The sequence below is a fragment of the Actinomadura chokoriensis genome, from assembly GCF_039529475.1.
GTDB lineage: Bacteria > Actinomycetota > Actinomycetes > Streptosporangiales > Streptosporangiaceae > Spirillospora > Spirillospora bangladeshensis.
The window spans coordinates 222419-239277 of record NZ_BAAAMW010000012.1; the positions used below are offsets into that span (position 1 = coordinate 222419).

16 protein-coding genes are annotated in these 16859 nt (G+C 72.6%); 6 read left to right on the top strand and 10 right to left on the bottom strand.

Features of this window, described 5'->3' with window-relative positions:
• Positions 1 to 4: 4 nt before the first annotated feature.
• Entirely contained in the window at positions 5 to 655 is a 651-nt protein-coding gene (locus ABFX46_RS25450; RefSeq protein WP_346045825.1) for a DUF4328 domain-containing protein, read from the bottom strand.
• 109 nt (positions 656 to 764) lie between these two features.
• Here ABFX46_RS25450 and ABFX46_RS25455 point away from each other — a divergent pair, with 109 nt between their 5' ends.
• Positions 765 to 2981 (top strand): DUF4132 domain-containing protein, encoded by a 2217-nt coding sequence (locus tag ABFX46_RS25455; RefSeq protein WP_346045827.1) that lies wholly within the window; start codon positions 765 to 767, stop codon positions 2979 to 2981.
• Positions 2982 to 3059: 78 nt separating this feature from the next.
• Here the strand turns inward: ABFX46_RS25455 and ABFX46_RS25460 are convergent, their stop codons facing one another.
• The 5 genes from ABFX46_RS25460 to ABFX46_RS25480 all read right to left on the bottom strand — a co-directional run bounded on the left by ABFX46_RS25460 (position 3060) and on the right by ABFX46_RS25480 (position 7598).
• A complete protein-coding gene (locus tag ABFX46_RS25460; protein WP_346045829.1) occupies positions 3060 to 3776 on the bottom strand; it encodes an ABC transporter permease in 717 nt (238 codons plus the stop codon).
• On the bottom strand, positions 3773 to 4684 hold the full coding sequence (locus ABFX46_RS25465; protein WP_346045831.1) for an ABC transporter ATP-binding protein: 912 nt from the start codon (positions 4682 to 4684) through the stop codon (positions 3773 to 3775). Before ABFX46_RS25465 ends, ABFX46_RS25460 begins: the two co-directional genes overlap by 4 nt.
• 50 nt (positions 4685 to 4734) lie before the next feature.
• Entirely contained in the window at positions 4735 to 5613 is an 879-nt protein-coding gene (locus ABFX46_RS25470; protein ID WP_346045833.1) for an ABC transporter permease, read from the bottom strand.
• Positions 5610 to 6557, bottom strand: coding sequence for an ABC transporter ATP-binding protein (locus ABFX46_RS25475; RefSeq protein WP_346045835.1), 948 nt, complete (start codon positions 6555 to 6557; stop codon positions 5610 to 5612). Before ABFX46_RS25475 ends, ABFX46_RS25470 begins: the two co-directional genes overlap by 4 nt.
• Before the next feature lie 84 nt (positions 6558 to 6641).
• Positions 6642 to 7598 carry a DUF389 domain-containing protein gene (locus ABFX46_RS25480; protein WP_346045837.1) on the bottom strand — a complete coding sequence of 319 codons (957 nt, stop codon included), beginning with the start codon at positions 7596 to 7598 and terminating at the stop codon, positions 6642 to 6644.
• A gap of 122 nt (positions 7599 to 7720) precedes the next feature.
• Between ABFX46_RS25480 and ABFX46_RS25485 the strand changes: the two genes are divergently transcribed.
• Together ABFX46_RS25485 and ABFX46_RS25490 are read left to right on the top strand one after the other, a co-directional pair.
• On the top strand, positions 7721 to 8536 hold the full coding sequence (locus ABFX46_RS25485) for an HNH endonuclease family protein (protein ID WP_346045839.1): 816 nt from the start codon (positions 7721 to 7723) through the stop codon (positions 8534 to 8536).
• Positions 8537 to 8585: 49 nt separating this feature from the next.
• Positions 8586 to 8891, top strand: a complete 306-nt coding sequence (locus ABFX46_RS25490) for a hypothetical protein (RefSeq protein ID WP_346045840.1) — start codon at positions 8586 to 8588, stop codon at positions 8889 to 8891.
• 12 nt (positions 8892 to 8903) lie between these two features.
• On the opposite strand, the gene glmM is transcribed toward ABFX46_RS25490, so the two are convergent.
• The 3 genes from glmM to rplM all read right to left on the bottom strand — a co-directional run bounded on the left by glmM (position 8904) and on the right by rplM (position 11421).
• Complete coding sequence (gene glmM / locus ABFX46_RS25495; protein ID WP_346045842.1) at positions 8904 to 10247, bottom strand: phosphoglucosamine mutase; 1344 nt, start codon at positions 10245 to 10247, stop codon at positions 8904 to 8906.
• Between the two features lie 119 nt (positions 10248 to 10366).
• Complete coding sequence (gene rpsI / locus ABFX46_RS25500) at positions 10367 to 10873, bottom strand: 30S ribosomal protein S9 (protein WP_131944227.1); 507 nt, start codon at positions 10871 to 10873, stop codon at positions 10367 to 10369.
• A gap of 95 nt (positions 10874 to 10968) precedes the next feature.
• Entirely contained in the window at positions 10969 to 11421 is a 453-nt protein-coding gene (gene rplM / locus ABFX46_RS25505) for a 50S ribosomal protein L13 (protein ID WP_346045844.1), read from the bottom strand.
• A gap of 707 nt (positions 11422 to 12128) precedes the next feature.
• On the opposite strand from rplM, the gene ABFX46_RS25510 reads away from it, so the two are divergent.
• The 3 genes from ABFX46_RS25510 to ABFX46_RS25520 are packed head-to-tail and all read left to right on the top strand — an operon-like array spanning position 12129 to position 15832.
• Positions 12129 to 13061 (top strand): CAP domain-containing protein, encoded by a 933-nt coding sequence (locus ABFX46_RS25510; protein WP_346045845.1) that lies wholly within the window; start codon positions 12129 to 12131, stop codon positions 13059 to 13061.
• 41 nt (positions 13062 to 13102) lie between these two features.
• On the top strand, positions 13103 to 14143 hold the full coding sequence (locus ABFX46_RS25515; protein ID WP_346045846.1) for a hypothetical protein: 1041 nt from the start codon (positions 13103 to 13105) through the stop codon (positions 14141 to 14143).
• A 24-nt stretch (positions 14144 to 14167) separates the two neighbouring features.
• Positions 14168 to 15832, top strand: a complete 1665-nt coding sequence (locus ABFX46_RS25520) for a hypothetical protein (RefSeq protein WP_346045847.1) — start codon at positions 14168 to 14170, stop codon at positions 15830 to 15832.
• 136 nt (positions 15833 to 15968) lie between these two features.
• Here ABFX46_RS25520 and truA read toward each other — a convergent pair whose 3' ends face one another.
• A complete protein-coding gene (gene truA / locus ABFX46_RS25525; RefSeq protein WP_346045849.1) occupies positions 15969 to 16847 on the bottom strand; it encodes a tRNA pseudouridine(38-40) synthase TruA in 879 nt (292 codons plus the stop codon).
• Positions 16848 to 16859 lie beyond the last annotated feature (12 nt).

A 16859-nucleotide genomic window follows, 5' to 3' on the forward strand; every position in this document is an offset into this window, starting at 1 on the left:
GCGGTCAGGCGGGCCGGGGGCCGGGGGGAGGGGCGGCGATGGCCTCGCGGATGCGGACGGCCTGCGCCTCCTGGTAGCCGGTGATCCGCCAGATGACCAGCATCGCGAGCAGTGCCGCGACGGCCCCGATCTCGCAGACGACCGGGAGCATCACGGTGCCGTTGCCGCCGCCGTCCTGCAGCCCGAGGACCCTCGACCCGATCAGGTACACGAGCCAGGCCGTCCACCACGCGTTCACCGGCCAGTTCGACTGGGCGTGCGGCGCGCTCGCACGCCAGACGCCGCTGACGATGCTGCGCGGCACGAAGAAGCTGATGATCGGCACGATCCAGCCGAAGATGATCCAGGGCCGTCCCCACGTGTCGGGCAGCTCGTTGATCACATCGGCGGTCGTGCGCGCCTGCCACAGCCACACGATCACGGCGACGGAGGCGGCCAGGAGCGGCAGCAGTTGCGAAACGCCCACGGCCGCGAAGGCGCCCTCCGACAGCTCGCCGCCGCCGCTGATCATGTCGGCCGCCGCCACCACGGCGATGACGTTGAGCACCAGCGCGTTGGCCCCGAGCGCGGTGAGCGCGAAGACCGCCGCGACGCGCGGCGGCCGGACGATGTCGGGGGCTAACGGCGCGTAGGGCTGGTAGGGAGGGTTGGCCATGGCTGCTCCAGTACGGCTCGGGGGTGCGCCCGAATCCTGGCGTCCCGGACCGCTCCCGGAAAAGGGCATCATGATCACAACATCGTGACGACCCCGCGAGACTGGACCCATGAACGACGCCCCCCGCATCGATGACGCCACCGAAGCCGCACTCCCCCGCCTGCTCGTCGAGCCGCCGTGGACCCGCCGGACGAGCCGCGGCGCGGAGCCGGTCGTCCTGACGGGTCTGAAGCGTCCGAAGGCGCCGGCAACCGAGTCCTGGCCGCCCGGACTGCGCGAGGAGTGGCTGCGGGCCAAGGAAGGTTTCACGAAGGCTTACGAGCCGCTCCCCCAGGACACCGACTGGCCCGCGGTGGCGGAGCACTTCCGCAGCGGCGCCGCCCTGGACGACCCGCGGGGCGGGGAGCGCGCCCGCAGGTACTACCGGCTGGTGCTGGACGGGCCCGGCGACCTCGCGGACGAGCTCCTCGCCGACGCGCGCTACCACGACGACTGGGCGGGCTGGGTGTTCCGGATCCCGCACAGGCACTTCGCCGCCCGGCGCGGCATCGCCGCCCACCGGTTGATCCTGCACGCGGTCAAGAAGCATCCGTCCGCCGCGGACGCGCTCGTCCCGTTCCTGGACGATGCCACCGCCCAGGCGATGATCAACGCACTCGGCGGCCGGACCGACGCCGCCGCCCGGCTCTGGTTCGGCTGGCACGGCCCGGCCGCGGCGGCGTTCGTCGTCCCCGAGGCGCTGCGCAAGCCCGGCCCCAAGCGCACGAAGGCCGAGCAGGGCCTCGCGCTCATCGCCCGCGAGCACGGCAGCGCCTGCCTCGTCGAAGCGGCGCGAGCCTACGGCGACGACGCGGCCGAGGCGATCGGCGCGCTGGGCACCGACCCGCTGGACCGGTATCCCGACGACCTGCCGGAATGGGACGAGGAGCGGGTGCGCGCCGCACTCCCCCGGATCCTGCTGCGCGACCGGCAGCTGGCGCTGCCGGCGCGGGCCGCCGCGCACTTCGTGACGATGCTGCTCATCTCCTCGCCGGCCGAGCCGTACGCGGGCTGCGAGCAGGTCATCGAGGCGTGCGACCCCGACTCCCTCGCCGAGTTCGCCTGGGCGCTGTACGAGAACGAGCGCGGCGCCGGGCTGTGGGCCGCGCCGGGCGTCCAGTACGCGCTGGGACGGCTCGGCGACGCGCAGACGGCCGCGCGGCTCGCCGACCGGATGGCCCGCTGGGACAACTACTACGTGTGGACGTTCACGGGCCTGACGGCGCTCGACGTCCTCATGTCGATGGACGCCCCGCCGGACGACCTGCTGCGCCACCTGGACCGGCTCGCCCGCCGCGCCGCGTCCGCCAAGCACATGCGCACCCGCGCGCAGGGCCGGCTCAACGCCATCGCCCGGGAACGCGGGCTGAGCCCCGAGCAACTGGCGGACCGGCTCGTCCCCGACCTCGGCCTGGACGCCGAAGGCTCGCTGACCCTCGACTACGGCCCGCGCCGCTTCACGGTCGGTTTCGACGAGGGCCTCAAGCCGTTCGTGACCGACGACGGCGGCAAGCCGCGCAAGACCCTGCCCAAACCCGGCGTGAAGGACGACGAGACCCTCGCCACCGCCTCCTACAAGCGCTTCGCCGACCTCAAGAAGGAGGCCCGGACGGTAGCCGCCGACCAGATCAAGCGCCTTGAGCGGGCAATGGTCACCGCCCGCTCCTGGACACCGGACGAGTTCCGCACCCTCTTCGCCGCCCACCCGCTACTGCGGCACATCACCTGCCGCCTGGTCTGGTCGGCCGGAGGCACCCCGTTCCGCATCGCCGAGGACGGCACCCTCGCCGACGTCGCGGACGACGAGTTCGCCCTGGACGGCCCGGTGACGCTCCCGCACCCCCTCGTCCTGGGCGAGGACGCCGTCGCCGCCTGGTCCTCGGTCTTCGCCGACTACGAACTCCTCCAACCGTTCGCGCAGCTAGGACGCCCCGTCCACACGCTCACCGACGACGAACGCACCACGAACCGCCTGACGCGCTTCGAAGGCCGCACGACCCACTTCGGCACATGCCTCGGCATGACGTCCCGCGGCTGGCGCCTGGGCGAACGGGAGGCGGGCGGCGTCCGCCGCGAGATCTCCCTGTTCACCCCCGACGACCGCCACGTCATGGTGCAACTCGACCCCGGCATCAGCGTCGCCGACCCGACGGAGTACCCGGAGCAGACCATCACCCGCGTCATCCTCATGACGGGCCGCTACTCCGGCCAGGCACACCCCTTCGGCTCCCTACCCCCGGTGACCACCTCAGAGCTCCTGACAGACCTAGCCCACCTGACCGCCTGACCCCGCCCCCGCCCCGCGGATCGCCCCGCGGCCAGGCGCCGCTGATCACCGCGTCCCCCGGGTGGCGGCTGGGCGCGGTCAGTCGGCGCTGGCGACCGGGAGGGTGCGGAGGCGGAAGGTGGCCAGGAGGGTCGCAGCGGCGGTGACCAGGACGAGGAGGGTGATCGCCAGTGGCAGGTCGACCGTCGAAGTGACCGGGGAGGCGTCCGTCAGGGCGTCCGTGACGGACAGGCACCACTGCTGGATGGACGCCGACTTGGCGCCCGGCGCGAAGCTGCCCAGCAGCGACTCCCAGACCAGCGCGTACAGCAGGCCGATCGTGACGGCGTTGCGGCTCGCGACGGCGAGCGCGACGAACACCGCGCTGTAGGCGACGCCTCCGACCAGGACGCCGACCGCGAAGGCGGGTGTCAGCTGCGCGGTCGTCCCGGTGAGGATGAGGCCCGCGAGCAGCGTCGGGACGGTCGCGAACGCCGTCGTCAGGACGATCGCCACGACGAGCTTCGTCAGGACGATCACCTCGCGCGGGATCGGCTTGGTCAGCACGTACATGATCTGGCCGTCGTCGATCTCGGGGCCGATCACGCCGGTGCCCGCGATCAGGGCGAGCAGCGGCAGCAGCGTGGCGAGCCCGAACTGCTGGATGACGTCGGCGGAGACGTCCAGGTCGTTCTGCCCGGCCGCGCGCAGCGCGACCGACAGGATCAGCAGGATCAGCGGCAGCCCCAGCAGGAGCAGCGCGCGCTTGCGCCCGAGCATCGCCCGGAACGTGATCATCGCAATCGTCGGGTTCATCGGGCCACCAGGTAGGAGAAGACGCTTTCGAGGGACTCGTCCGCCGGGGAGACCTCCCACAGGCGCACGTCGGCGTCGCGGGCGACCTGCGGGAGCAGGAGCGTGAAGCGCTGGAAGTCGACCGCCTCGATCCGCAGGCCCTTGTCGGTGAGCTGGACGCTGCGGGCCGAGCCGTCCGCGATGATCGAGGCGGCGAGCCGGCGGTCGTCGGACGAGCGGACGAGGAAGATGTGCGGCCGGTCGGTCATCAGCCGGCGGATCTTGCGGAAGTCGCCGGACGCCGCGTGCCGGCCCGCGACGATCACCTCGATGTGGCTGGCGAGCCGCTCCACCTCCTCCAGGATGTGCGAGGAGAACAGGATCGTGCGCCCCTCCTCGGCCATCCGGGTGATGAGGTCCATGAGCTGGAGGCGCTGGCGCGGGTCCATGCCGTTGAACGGCTCGTCCAGCAGGAGGACGGGCGGGTCGTGCACGAGCGCCGACGCCATCTTGATGCGCTGCTTCATGCCCTTGGAGTAGTTGCCGATCGGGCGCCCCGCGGCATAGTCCATCTCGACGAGGCCGATGGCGCGGCGGGCGGCGGCGGCCGGGTCGGGCAGCTTGTGCAGCTTCGCCATCGCGACGATGAACTGCTCGCCGGTGAGGAAGTCGTAGGCCGTCTCGCGCTCCGGGACGAGCCCCAGCTTGCGGTAGACGCCCGGGTTGCGCCAGATCGGCTCCCCGTCGAGCGTGACGCTGCCGGACGACGGCGCCAGGAACCCGCCCATCATGTGGATCAGCGTCGACTTCCCCGCGCCGTTCGGCCCGAGGAGGCCGGTCACGCCCGGCCCGACCTTCATCGACACGCCGTTGACCGCGACGACGTTCCCGTACCAGCGAGAAACGTTCTCCAGTATCAACTCGCTCATGTGCCCCGTGGGGGGACGACCCCCCACACCCCCCGTCTCGCTTCGCTCGCTCATGAGAGCCCCGCCTTCCGGAACCGGCGGTACAGGACCGCGATCGAGCCGACGATAATGACCGCGCACAGCGCGAGCGCGACCGCGCCGCCGGTGAGGCCGGGTGCGATGCCGGGCGAGGACGACTGCGCGCCGAGCAGCCGGACCTGGACGATGTCCACCAGGTTGAACGGCGTCGCCAGCCCGATCCAGCCCTGCAGGGTGAAGTTGGTCTGGGCCTCGGCGATGCCCTGCACGGCGCCGACGAACGCGGCACTGACCATGTAGACGGCGATGACCGCGGCGACGCCGAAGCCGCGGCGCGGGGTGAACGCCGCGACCACCATCCCGATCGCGGCGAGCACGAGCGCGTACAGGACGCAGCCGACCAGGGCGCCGAGGTACTTCAGCAACTGCTCGCCCGAATCGGGCATCTTGGTGATCAGGCCGCCGACGTACAGGACGGTGACGGGCACCGCCATCAGCGCGAACAGCGCGGTCGTCAGCGCGGCGAACTTCGCGAGGACGAAGTCGAGATGGCCGACCGGGCGGGAGAAGTACAGCGGGATGACGTGGAAGCGCACCTCCCGCGAGGCCAGCACCGGCGCCTGCGTGGCCAGGAAGATCGCCACGATGACCTGCATGATGTTCGCGTAGGACGCGTAGCGGAACAGCGCGTCCGGCTGCTTGCTGAACGCGAACGCCGCGACCGACCCGGCGGCCGGCAGCAGCATGATCGCCGCCAGCAGGAACGGCATGATCTTGGCGCGCGCGGGGCGTCCGAGCCCGAAGGCGGCGCGCAGGTTGTGCACGTACAGCGACCGCAGCACGTACGCGCGGCCGTTGCGGCGCCCGTCGTAGTGGCGGTAGCCGATGTCGTGGATGGTGCTGGTGCTCATCGCGGCGCTCCCTGCTGGACGGTTCCGGCGGGGGCCGGCGGCGCGGGCGGCCCGGTCTGGAAGACCTCCTCGATGTGGTGCCGGCGCTGCTCCATCCGGATGAGCCGCAGCCCGAGGCCCGCGACGCCGTCGCGGATCAGGTCGTAGGTCGTCTCGCCGGCGATGTCGACGATGAGGAACCGGCCCTCGGGGCGGACGGACACGCCCTGGTCGAAGAGGTGCCGCCCGAGCACGTCCCGCCCCTCGTCGACCTCGACGGTCAGCACGCCGCTCGCGGCGGTGTACGCCTCGACGGCCTGGGACCGCAGCAGCTTCCCGCCGTCGATGATGACGACGTGGTCGCAGACCCGCTCCAGCTCGCCGAGCAGGTGGGAGGTGACGAGGACGCTGATCCCGAACTCGGCGCCGATGCGGCGGATCAGGTCGAGCATCTCGTCGCGCCCGGCCGGGTCGAGGCCGTTGGTCGGCTCGTCCAGGAACACGAGCTTCGGGTCGTGGACGAGGGCCTGCGCGAGCTTCACCCGCTGGCGCATCCCGGTCGAGTAGCCGCCGATCGGACGGTAGCGCTCCTCGTACAGGCCGACGTGCCGGAGCGTGTCGGCGGCGCGCTCGCGGGCGGCGGTCGGGGGGAGCCCGCACATGCGGGCCATGTGCACGACGAACTCGGTCGCGGACACGTCCGGCGGCAGGCAGTCGTACTCGGGCATGAATCCGACGCTCTCCCGGATCCGCAGGCCCTCGCGCGCGATGTCGAGCCCCAGCACGGTCGCGGTGCCGGACGTCGGCGGCAGCAGCCCGAGCAGGATCTTGATGAGCGTCGACTTGCCGGCCCCGTTGGCTCCGACCAGCCCGACGACGCCCGGTTCGACGGCCACGTTCAGGTCGTCCAAGGCGGTCACCCGGGGGAACCTCATCGTCAGGCCCTGGGTGGCGATTATCGGCATGGTCCGAACCTAGCGGCCGCCGCCGGGCGGCACGTCCCCCTCAAGTGCTATGCGGGGCAGCCTTTCGTCTGGTCTTGCCGCGACCTAAGTACGACGTCCGACCGCCGGACGTCGCCCCCGCCGCAGGACGATCTCCCACAGCGCCTTCTGGACGAGCAGCGTCAGCGCCCCCGCGATGATCATCCCGGCGAAGTTGACGGCGAGCTGGAGCAGCGAGCCGGTGATCTCGCTGCCGTGCTTGAGCGCCATCGCCACCGCGAGGTTCCCGGCGGCGGGCACGGTGGTGACCGAGATGAACACCCCGACCAGCGCCGACGACTTGCCCGCGGTGAGCGACAGCACCCCGGCGCCGCCGGCCAGCAGCGCGACGATGAACGACCAGCGGTCCGGGCTGTAGATGAACGCGGTGAGCGGGCGCTCGGCGGGCAGCCGGTCCAGCTCGATCACCCCGATCCACCGGCTGACCAGGGCGCACACGTAGGTGATCGCGATCGCGACGGCGAATCCGACGACCAGCGCCCGCACCGCCTGCACGATGCGCGCCGGCTGCCACCGGACGAGCCCGTAGCAGATCGCCGCGACCGCGCCGAACTCCGGGCCGAGGACCATCGCGCCGACCACCAGCACCGGCGAGTCGATCAGCGCGGCGATCCCCGCCAGCTGCGTGGCGAGGGCCAGGAACGCGATGAACGACCAGGTCAGCGCCGTCCCCTCGCTGACGCTGCGGTCGAGCTCGTCCCAGACGACGGCGTCGTCGCCGTGCCCGGGCGCCCGCTCCTTGGCCTCCTCGGCGGTCTCGGAGAGCGTCAGGTCGACCTTGTCGAGCGCGATGGAGCCGTCCCGGTGGACGTCCAGGGCGCGCAGTGCGTCCAGCACCTCGTTGGCGGACTCGCGGGCGACGTCGGCGGTCACGAGGTCGCCGCGCGGGGACCGGGCGGCGCCGCCGATCACGACGATGTTGGTGGCGCCCGCGCAGTCGGACAGTGCCGCGCAGACCGCGTCGGTCCGGTCCGCCGGGACGATCGCTCTCAGATGAAGCACTGGCCAATCGTGCCGTAAACGGAGGGGTCGTGTGACCGGGACGGCAGGACATGCGCTTTGATCGACTATTTGCAGCCTCGTTGGTGAAATATGACGAAAACGACCCCCAGGACGGTGACGGCATGACGCGACGCGCCCCGACTCGGCATGACCCCGGCCATCGGTTTGAACCGGGCAAGAGGCTCCTGGCCGCGGCGGCGCTCGCGCTCGCCGTGCCGCTGGCGGTGTCGGGCTGCGAGGGGAACCTGAGCATCGGCGACCCGTCCGCCTCGCCCGGCGGTGCCACGTCCGGCCAGAGCGACGGCGACGCGACCAGCCCGCTCGACAACCCCGACGGCACCAAGCCGGGCCTGGCCGCCATCACCTCCGGCGGCGACCGGGACGAGGCGCGCACGCTCATCGCGAAGGTCGCCACCAAGGGGCGCGGCCCGAAGACCGGCTACGACCGCGACAAGTTCGGCTACGCGTGGAAGGACAACGCCCCGGACGTCCCGTTCGCCCGCAATGGCTGCGACACCCGCAACGACCTGCTGAAGCGCGACGGCGAGGACGTCCGCTACCGGTCCGGGTCCAACTGCGTGGTCGTCTCGCTCACATTGCACGACCCGTACTCCGGCAAGACGATCGAGTGGAAGAAGGCGCACGCGACCGCCGTGCAGATCGACCACGTGATCCCGCTGTCGTACAGCTGGCAGATGGGCTCGTCGCGCTGGACGAAGGGCAAGCGCGAATCCCTCGCCAACGACCCGCTCAACCTCATCCCGGTGGACGGCCCGCTCAACGGCGCCAAGAGCGACTCCGGGCCGGCGTCGTGGCTGCCGCCGAACAAGCGCATCCGCTGCTCCTACAGCGTCCGCTTCGCGCAGGTGGCCCTGAAGTACGACCTGCCGGTCACCAGCGCAGACAAGAAGATCATGCTCGACCTGTGCGGCGGCTGACCCCGGCGGCGGCTCCCGGCGGCTGCTCGCGGCCGAATATGCTCGTCCGATGAGCGATGACGTGGACGAGCAGGGCACGCCCGACGAACGGCCGAAGGTCCGGACCGAACGGGGCGTCGGCGCCCGCGCGACCGGGGCGGAGGTGACCGGCGCGTCCGCGACCGGGCTCACCGTCCGGCTCGGGAACGGGCTCGGGTCGCTGGCGGTGGGCTCGATGGCCCTCGGCGCGCTGGCCATCGGCGCCGTCGCGATCGGCAAGCTCGTCGTGAAGCGCGCCGTCATCGCCCACCTCGAGGCGGGGACCGTCGAGATCAAGCACCTCAAGGTGGGACGGCTGGAGATCGACGAGCACTAGCACCGGGGAGCGCTAGCCGAGAGCGGTCTTCACCACTCCGGCGAGGTGCTCGGCGACGGACTGGGCCTGCTCCTCGGAGGCCGCCTCGACCATCACGCGGACCATCGGCTCGGTGCCGCTCGGCCGGATGAGGACACGGCCCGTCTCGCCGAGGCCGGCCTCGGCGGCGGCGACGGCCTCGGCCAGCTCCGCGGACGTCTTCGCCCGGGTCTTGTCGACGTCCTTGACGTTGATGAGCACCTGCGGCAGCCGCGTCATCACCTTGGCCAGCTCGTCCAGCGGACGGCCCCGGCGGACCATCGCGGCCGCCAAGTGCAGGCCGGTCAGGACGCCGTCGCCGGTCGTCGCGTGGTCGAGCATGATGACGTGGCCGGACTGCTCGCCGCCGAACCCGAAGCCGCCGTCCTTCATCGCCTCCAGGACGTACCGGTCGCCGACCGCGGTCTCGACCACGGTGATCCCGGCCTCCCGCATCGCGAGCTTGAAGCCGAGGTTCGACATCACGGTCGCGACGACGGTGTCGGACGGCAGCGCGCCCGCCTCCCGCAGGTCGAGGGCGAGGATCGCCATGATCTGGTCGCCGTCCACGATCTCGCCGGACGCGGTCACGGCCAGGCAGCGGTCGGCGTCGCCGTCGTTGGCGATGCCCACGTCCGCGCCGTACTCCCGGACGGCCCGCCGTAGCGCCTCCAGGTGCGTGGAGCCGCAGCCCGCGTTGATGTTCAGGCCGTCCGGCGCCGTCCCGATCGTGAAGACCTCGGCGCCGGCGCGGCGCAGCGCCTCCGGCGCGACGTCGCAGGACGCGCCGTTCGCGCAGTCGACCACGACGCGCAGGCCGTCCAGCGACACCTTGACCGTGGACACCAGGTGCGCGACGTACTGCTCGACGGCGCCGTGCGCCTCCCGGACGCGGCCGACCGCGGCGCCGGTCGGCGGGTCCCACGCCTCGCCGAGCCGCGCCTCGATGCGGTCCTCGATCTCGTCCGGCAGCTTGTAGCCGCTGCGGTCGAAGAACTTGATGCCGTTGTCGGGCGCCGGGTTGTGCGACGCCGACAGCATCACGCCGAGGTCGGCGTCCAGCGCGTGGGTCAGGTGCGCCACCGCCGGGGTCGGCAGGACGCCGAGGCGCAGCACGTCCACCCCGGAGCTGGCGAGGCCCGCCACGACGGCGGCCTCCAGGAACTCACCGGAGGCCCGCGGGTCGCGTCCGACCACGGCGAGCGGACGATGGCCTTTGAACTCGCCCTCCTCGCCGAGCACCCGCGCGGCGGCGACGGACAGGTCCATGGCGAGCGGGGCGGTCAGGTCGCGGTTGGCGAGCCCGCGCACGCCGTCGGTCCCGAACAGACGAGCCACAGTTCAACTCCCGATGAGACTGGATGACCCCGGAAAGCGGACGAGCCGCCGCACCCGCCGCGCCGCCCACGCGGAACGGCCGCGTGGAGGCCACGGGGTGCGACGGCTCGTACCGTCGATCAACGCTTGCTGTACTGCGGAGCCTTGCGGGCCTTCTTGAGACCGGCCTTCTTGCGCTCCGGCACCCGGGCGTCGCGGGTGAGGAAGCCGGCCTTCTTCAGCGCCGGGCGGTGCTCGATGTTCGCGAACTGCAGCGCGCGGGAGATGCCGAGGCGCAGCGCGCCGGCCTGGCCGGTGGTGCCGCCGCCGTTGACGCGCGCGAGCACGTCGAACTGCCCCTCCAGGCCCAGCAGCACGAACGGCTCGTTCACGATCTGCTGGTGCACCTTGTTCGGGAAGTACTGGTCCAGGGTGCGGCCGTTGATCTTCCACTGGCCGCTGCCGGGGACGATGCGGACCCGCGCGATGGCCTGCTTGCGGCGGCCGGTGCCGGCGGCCGGGCCGGTCGCGACCGGCTGGCCGAGGTAGCTCTCGCCGGCGGCCTCGGGGGTCTCGGTGCTGTACTCGGACGGAGCGTCCTCGTACGAGTCGAGCTCGACGCTCTCGGCGCCGGTGGTGTCGTCCACGGTTCTCCTCGGGGTGTTCTAGCCAGGGCGGCTGGCCCGTCTCGACGGGTGCCCCGGCGGCCTCATGTCTCGTACCGCGCCCGCGGGCGCGGGTGTCACTTCGCGATCTGGCTGATCTGGGTGATCTCGAACGGGACCGGCTTCTGCGCCTGGTGCGGGTGGTCCGGCCCGGCGTAGACCTTCACCTTGCCGAACATCTTCCGGCCGAGGGAGGTCTTGGGCAGCATGCCCTTGATCGCCTTCTCGACCGCCCGCTCGGGGTTCTTCGCCAGCAGCTCGGTGTAGGTCACCGAGCGGAGCCCGCCCGGGTAACCGGAGTGCCGGTAGGCCTTCTTGCGCTCCGCCTTGTTGCCCGACAGCGACACCTTGTCGGCGTTCACGATGACGACGAAGTCACCGGTGTCGAGGTGCGGCGCGTAGATCGGCTTGTGCTTGCCCCGAAGCAGCTGCGCGACCTGACTGGCGAGACGGCCCAGCACGACATCGGTCGCGTCGATGACGTACCACTGACGCTGGACGTCAGCGGGCTTAGGGGTGTACGTGCGCACGGTCGTCAGCCTTCGTTTCTCGTCGACTTTCAGCGGTTTCGATCCTCGCCCGCCCACATGGGACGAGCGTCAGCGGAAATCCTGCTTGCGCCGATCAGAGGATCATCCGACCTGGCGCTCCGGGAGACCGGGGTCCACACACGAGCCGCAAAGGACGCACATGCTGGAAACACCCCGGCACATCGTCGTGTGGCCGCCCACCCGCATCGGGCACGCGTCAAGACACACAACAAATACGCAGGATACGAAGCGCAGAGAGATTGCGCAACTCGTCTGACACCTGGGACGCCGCCGAAACCCCATGGTAGACGCGGCGCCGCGGGTCGGCGCACTGCCGGACCGACGACCGGCGGAGGAGCGACGGACGACGGACGACCGGCGGGCGCGCGGCGGCCGACGGACAACCGGCGGGCGAGCGACGGACGAGCGACGACGGACGAGCGACAGACAACGGGCGGGCTTGCGGTGGCGCGCTCGTCGCGGACCTCTAGAACGGTGAGCGTCATTCGTATGACGGTGTGTAGTTATTGTGAGGTTTCTTGAGAGATTCTCGTAACTCGGGGTGCATATAGGGATATTGTGCCGGGCGACCGAGTCCACGCCGGCTCGCGCCGGCCCGTACCCGGGAGCCCCCGCTGTCCACTCCCCGCAGACCCGGCGATCCCGCCGGAGGCCGCCAGCCCAGGCCCGACGGGCGGAGCGGCGCCATGCCCCGCCCCCATGCCGGCCCGTACCGCGACGAGCTCGTCGCCGGCGGCCCGCGGCGCGGCGCGTCCCGTCCGGGGCCGTCGCACGGCGGACGCCGCCCGGACGCCGGCGCCCCGCGCGGCGGCCGCCCCCCGGGCGGGGGACGCAGGAAGTCCCGGATGAAGAGCGCGACCGGGCTGGTCGTGGTCGTCACCGCGTCCGGCCTCGCCATCGGCATCGGCGTCGCGATCGACCGGCTCGTGCTGCCCGAGCTGCGCTCGGAGAAGACCGCCGCGGCAGGGCCCGAGGACAGCCCGTCCGCCGTCATCCCGCCGGGTCCGCAGAGCGAGGCACCGGCGGAGGCGGGCGCGGAGTCCGGAACGCCCACGGACGCCCCGACCGGTTCGCCCAGCGCCGCGCCCGCGTCCACGGCGGAGCCGACCCCGCCGCTGAAGCCGATCCATCCGCGCAAGAGCGCGTCGGCCCAGCCGTCGAAGTCCACGAGGACGTCCGCGCCGGACGCCCCGCCGCCGACCGGCGGAGGCGGGACCACGACGGGCGGGAGCGGCGGCTCGTCCGGTGCCGAGGCCACCGTCGTGTCGCTCACCAACGCCGAGCGCGCCAAGCAGGGCTGCGAGCCGCTGCGCATCGACTCGCGCCTCGCCGTCGCGGCCCGCAGGCACTCCGCGGACATGGCGGCCAACAACTACTTCGACCACACGTCCCGCAACGGCGACAGCCCGTGGAAGCGGATGGAGGACGCCGGCTACACGAGCCCCGGCGCGGAGAACATCGCCAAGGGCTACCCGACCGCCGCGGCCGTGGTGAAGGGCTGGATGAACAGCCCCGGCCACCGCGCCAACATCCTGAACTGCGGCCTCCGCGCCATCGGCGTCGGCATGGCCTCGGGATCCGGCGGCCCGCTCTGGACGCAGGACTTCGGCTGGAAGTGACCGGGGCCCGACCTCGAATGCGGGACGGTACAGTCCAACGCATGGGTTATCCGGGCGATCAAGGCAAACCCGGCGACTGGCCCCCACGGCAGCCGCCGCCCGGGCCGTACGGACCCGGAGCCGCAGCGCCGCCGTACGGCCGTGACAAGGACGAGTCCCCGTTCGCTCCGCGCGACGCGGGGCACGACGGTCCCGCCGCATGGGGCGACAGCACCGGTGGCAACGTCGGCGGCTGGGACGAGCGGCCCACTGCGGCCTGGGGCGACGAGCCCGTCGCCGGCGACGCGTACGGCGCCGAATCCCACGGCTTCCCCGAGGGCGCGCCGGCCGGTGGGCCGACGCCGCCCGAGCGGCGCCGCAACCTGCCGCTGATCATCGGCGGGTCGGCGGTCGCCGGCATCCTGCTCATCGGCGGCGGCGTCGGGCTGTCGTCCCTGCTGAAGGACGACTCCAAGCCGGCCCCGGCACCGACGCAGGCCGCGTCCGAGCAGGCGCAGCCGACGCCGAGCCCGACGCAGCCCGTCCTCGCGCCGGTGAAGCTGCAGAGCCGCACCACCGACCCGAAGCCGCTGACGCTCAAGGAGGTCTTCGGCAACGGGAAGTTCACGGCGGGCGGCCACAAGTACGTCCGGACGGCCGCGAACGGCAAGCGGAGCTGCACCGCCGTCGTCGGCGGCACCGCCCTGGAGAAGGCGCTGAAGAAGGGCGGCTGCACGCAGGCGCTCCGCGCCACCTACGCGCTCTCCACCGGCTCGCTCATCGGCACCGTCGGCGTGTTCAACCTCGAGACCGAGGCCGCCGCCAAGACGGCCGTGAAGGCCGCCGCCGCCAAGGACGCATTCCTGCAGGCCCTGCCCGGCAAGGGCGTCACCAAGAGCAACGGCAAGGGCGAGGCGTTCGGTACCTCGCAGGCGCGCGGCCACTACGTCATCATGACGTGGGTGCAACGCCCGGACGGCAAGAAGATAGCGAGCAAGTACCATGCGGCCGTCCGAGTCTTCGGCGCGCAGATGGTCAAGGGCAGCAACCTCGCCCTCGCCCTGCACTACAGGGAAACCGAAGGCAAGCCCCTCCAAAAGTGACCCCTCCGAATACCCTCACTGCTTATGTCTGGACCTAGAGACACCCGGGAGACCGCCGAGCCGGCGGGGACGTCAGGCGTCCCCGCCGACCCGGCGCCGCCCAGCTTCGGCGGCGCGCCTCCCCCGGCCGGCGGGACCGCCGACGAGGCCGCCGACGGAACAGCCGGCGAGGCCGAATCCTCGACCGAGCCCGCCGCGGACTCCGCCGCCGCGCCCCCCGCCGACCCGGCCGCCGAGTCGGCCGCCGAGGCCGCCTCCTTCCGGCTGCCCACGTTCGGCCTGGAAGCTCCCTGGTGGGCCGCCGAGTCCGCCGGCACATCCCCGCCCGCCGACACAGCCCCGCGCCCCGAAACCCCCCTGCCCGCCGAAACCGCCCCGCCCGCCGGCGAGCCGGCACCCGCCGCGGCGCGGCCCGAGGCCGACCGGGACGCTCCGGCCGCCGAACCCGAGGCTCCGGAGGACACCGCGCCGGTCGCGGCGCCGCCGCCCGGGACGCTCGTCGCCGGCCCGGGGGTCCCGGCCGTCGACTCCCGCCGGGCCGTTCCCGCCGAGCCCATCGTCAAGCCCCCGGTGTCGGCGGGCGACACCGACCCCGACGGCTTCCAGGCCGTCCGCCCGGAGGGCGCCGCCCCCGAGGCCGAGAATCCAGAGGACGAGACCACCGTGGACAACTCCGTCGTGAACGAGGCCGCGGAGGACGGTCCCGCATCGCTCTCCGCCTTCGAGAAGGCGAAGGAGGCCGAGAACGCGGCCGCGCAGACGGCCGTGCTGGTGCCCGACGCGATCCTGCCGCGCGGCGTCGTGCCGCCGACCGGCAGCGGACCGTTCCCGAACACCGGCCCGGCGGACGCCACCGCGGTCGGCCCCGGCCAGGCCCCGGTGATCACGCCCCTCTACCACGCCGAGGGCGGCGTCCCCCTCGACACCCCGCCGCCGCCCGGAACGGCGCCGAAGGGCCAGGGCGGCGGGAACGGCGGCGGGAACAAGCGCCGCACGCTGCTGATCGGCGGCGGCGCGGCCGTCGTCCTCGCGGCGGCCATCGCCCTGTTCGCGATCGGCGGGACGGGTTCGGACGGCGGCAACGAGGCCCGCAAGGCCGCCGAGCCCTCCGCCTCGGCGGCGGCACCGTCGGCGACTCCATCGGCCCCGGCCCCCACCGCGGCCGCCCCCGTCAACATCGCCGACGAGAAGACGGACCCGAAGGACCTCGCCTTCCGCGACGTGTTCCCCGCGAAGGAGATCAAGCTCGGCGGCCGGACCTACCTCCGCGACCGGTGGTCCCTCAACCGCGACCTCAAGTACGCGGCCAGGGGCGCGATGCTCACCACCCTGGAACGCGAGCAGTGCCGCAAGATCATCCGCGCGACGTTCATCGACCGGAAGAGCGGCCTGGCCGTCACCTCCGGGATCGCGGTGATGCCGACGAAGGCGGCCGCGACGACGGTGAGCAAGGCCGGCGACCCCGCCCGGTACGAGTGGTTCCGCGGCATGGCGGGCAAGCACTCCCCGGACATCGACCGCGCCGGCGGCTACGCGGCGGCGACCGTCCGCGGCCGGTACGTGGCCTACGCGTACGTCCAGTGGGCGAACGGCAAGAAGGCCGAGCCGGGCGACCCGCTGATCAAGCAGGCCGCGCAGCAGTTCCTCGACTACGACCTCCGCCCGATCGAGGCCCGCACCCGCAACTGAGCCGCCCCGCTTCACCGGACGTCCACGGTTCACCGGACGTACCCGGTTCGCCCGACGCGCGCGATGGCCGCGGGACCCCACTGGGTTCCGCGGCCATGCGGCGTCCAGACATGCGGCGCCCAGACTGGGACTGGCTCTAGGCGGTCCCCTGCTGCGACGAGGCGGCCTGCTGGTCGGCGGCGGCTGTTGCGTTCAGGGTCCGGACGCGACGGGTCTCCTGGGCGCGCTCGGCCAGCCTGTCGTCGCCGGGGTAGCGGATCTCCTCCAGCGACAGGCCGTGCGCGGGCGCGACGTTCACACCGGAGTCGCGGACGCGGGCGGCGAGCACCTCGGCGGGCCACTCCACCTCGCGCCGCCCGTCCCCCACCATCAGCAGGGCGCCGACGAGCGCCCGCACCATCGAGTGGCAGAACGCGTCGGCCTCCACGGTCGCGAGCGCCAGATGCGGGTCGCGGTCGTCGCGGGCCCACTCGTAGCGCAGCAACTCCCGGATCGTCGTCGCGCCCTCCCGCCTGCGGCAGTACGCGGCGAAGTCGTTCTCGCCGACCAGCAGCCGCGCGGCCTCGTTCATGCGGGCCAGGTTCAGCGGACGCGGATGCCACAGCACGTCATGGCGCCGCAGCGGCTCGACCCCGACGGGGTTGTCGCACACCCGGTACACGTAGCGGCGCGACAGCGCGGAGAACCGGGCGTCGAACCCCTCGGGCGCGATCGACACGCGCCACACCCGCACGTCCGGCGGCAGCAGCCCGGCGAGGCGGCGCGGCATCGTCCCGTTGATCGCCGAGTACGCGGCGACGGGCACCACCAGATGCGCGACCTGGCCGTGCGCGTGCACGCCCGCGTCGGTGCGTCCGGCGACGGTGAGCATGGGCGGGGGGTCGAGGCGCAGCATCCGCGCCAGGGCGTCCTCGATGACGCCCTGGACGGTCCGCTGGTTCGGCTGTCTCGCCCAGCCCGCGAAGTCCGACCCGTCGTAACCGATATCGAGCCGGAGTCGTACCAGAGCGGTCATGTCAGCCGAATT

Coding starts and splice junctions, on each gene's coding strand:
- ABFX46_RS25520 (WP_346045847.1), top strand. CDS start 14,168: ATGTCTGGACCTAGAGACACCCGGGAGACCGCCGAGCCGGCGGGGACG.
- ABFX46_RS25455 (WP_346045827.1), top strand. CDS start 765: ATGAACGACGCCCCCCGCATCGATGACGCCACCGAAGCCGCACTCCCC.
- ABFX46_RS25475 (WP_346045835.1), bottom strand. CDS start 6,557: ATGCCGATAATCGCCACCCAGGGCCTGACGATGAGGTTCCCCCGGGTG.
- ABFX46_RS25510 (WP_346045845.1), top strand. CDS start 12,129: ATGCCCCGCCCCCATGCCGGCCCGTACCGCGACGAGCTCGTCGCCGGC.
- ABFX46_RS25490 (WP_346045840.1), top strand. CDS start 8,586: ATGAGCGATGACGTGGACGAGCAGGGCACGCCCGACGAACGGCCGAAG.
- ABFX46_RS25450 (WP_346045825.1), bottom strand. CDS start 655: ATGGCCAACCCTCCCTACCAGCCCTACGCGCCGTTAGCCCCCGACATC.
- ABFX46_RS25470 (WP_346045833.1), bottom strand. CDS start 5,613: ATGAGCACCAGCACCATCCACGACATCGGCTACCGCCACTACGACGGG.
- ABFX46_RS25465 (WP_346045831.1), bottom strand. CDS start 4,684: ATGAGCGAGTTGATACTGGAGAACGTTTCTCGCTGGTACGGGAACGTC.
- ABFX46_RS25460 (WP_346045829.1), bottom strand. CDS start 3,776: ATGAACCCGACGATTGCGATGATCACGTTCCGGGCGATGCTCGGGCGC.
- ABFX46_RS25485 (WP_346045839.1), top strand. CDS start 7,721: ATGACGCGACGCGCCCCGACTCGGCATGACCCCGGCCATCGGTTTGAA.
- ABFX46_RS25515 (WP_346045846.1), top strand. CDS start 13,103: ATGGGTTATCCGGGCGATCAAGGCAAACCCGGCGACTGGCCCCCACGG.
- truA (WP_346045849.1), bottom strand. CDS start 16,847: ATGACCGCTCTGGTACGACTCCGGCTCGATATCGGTTACGACGGGTCG.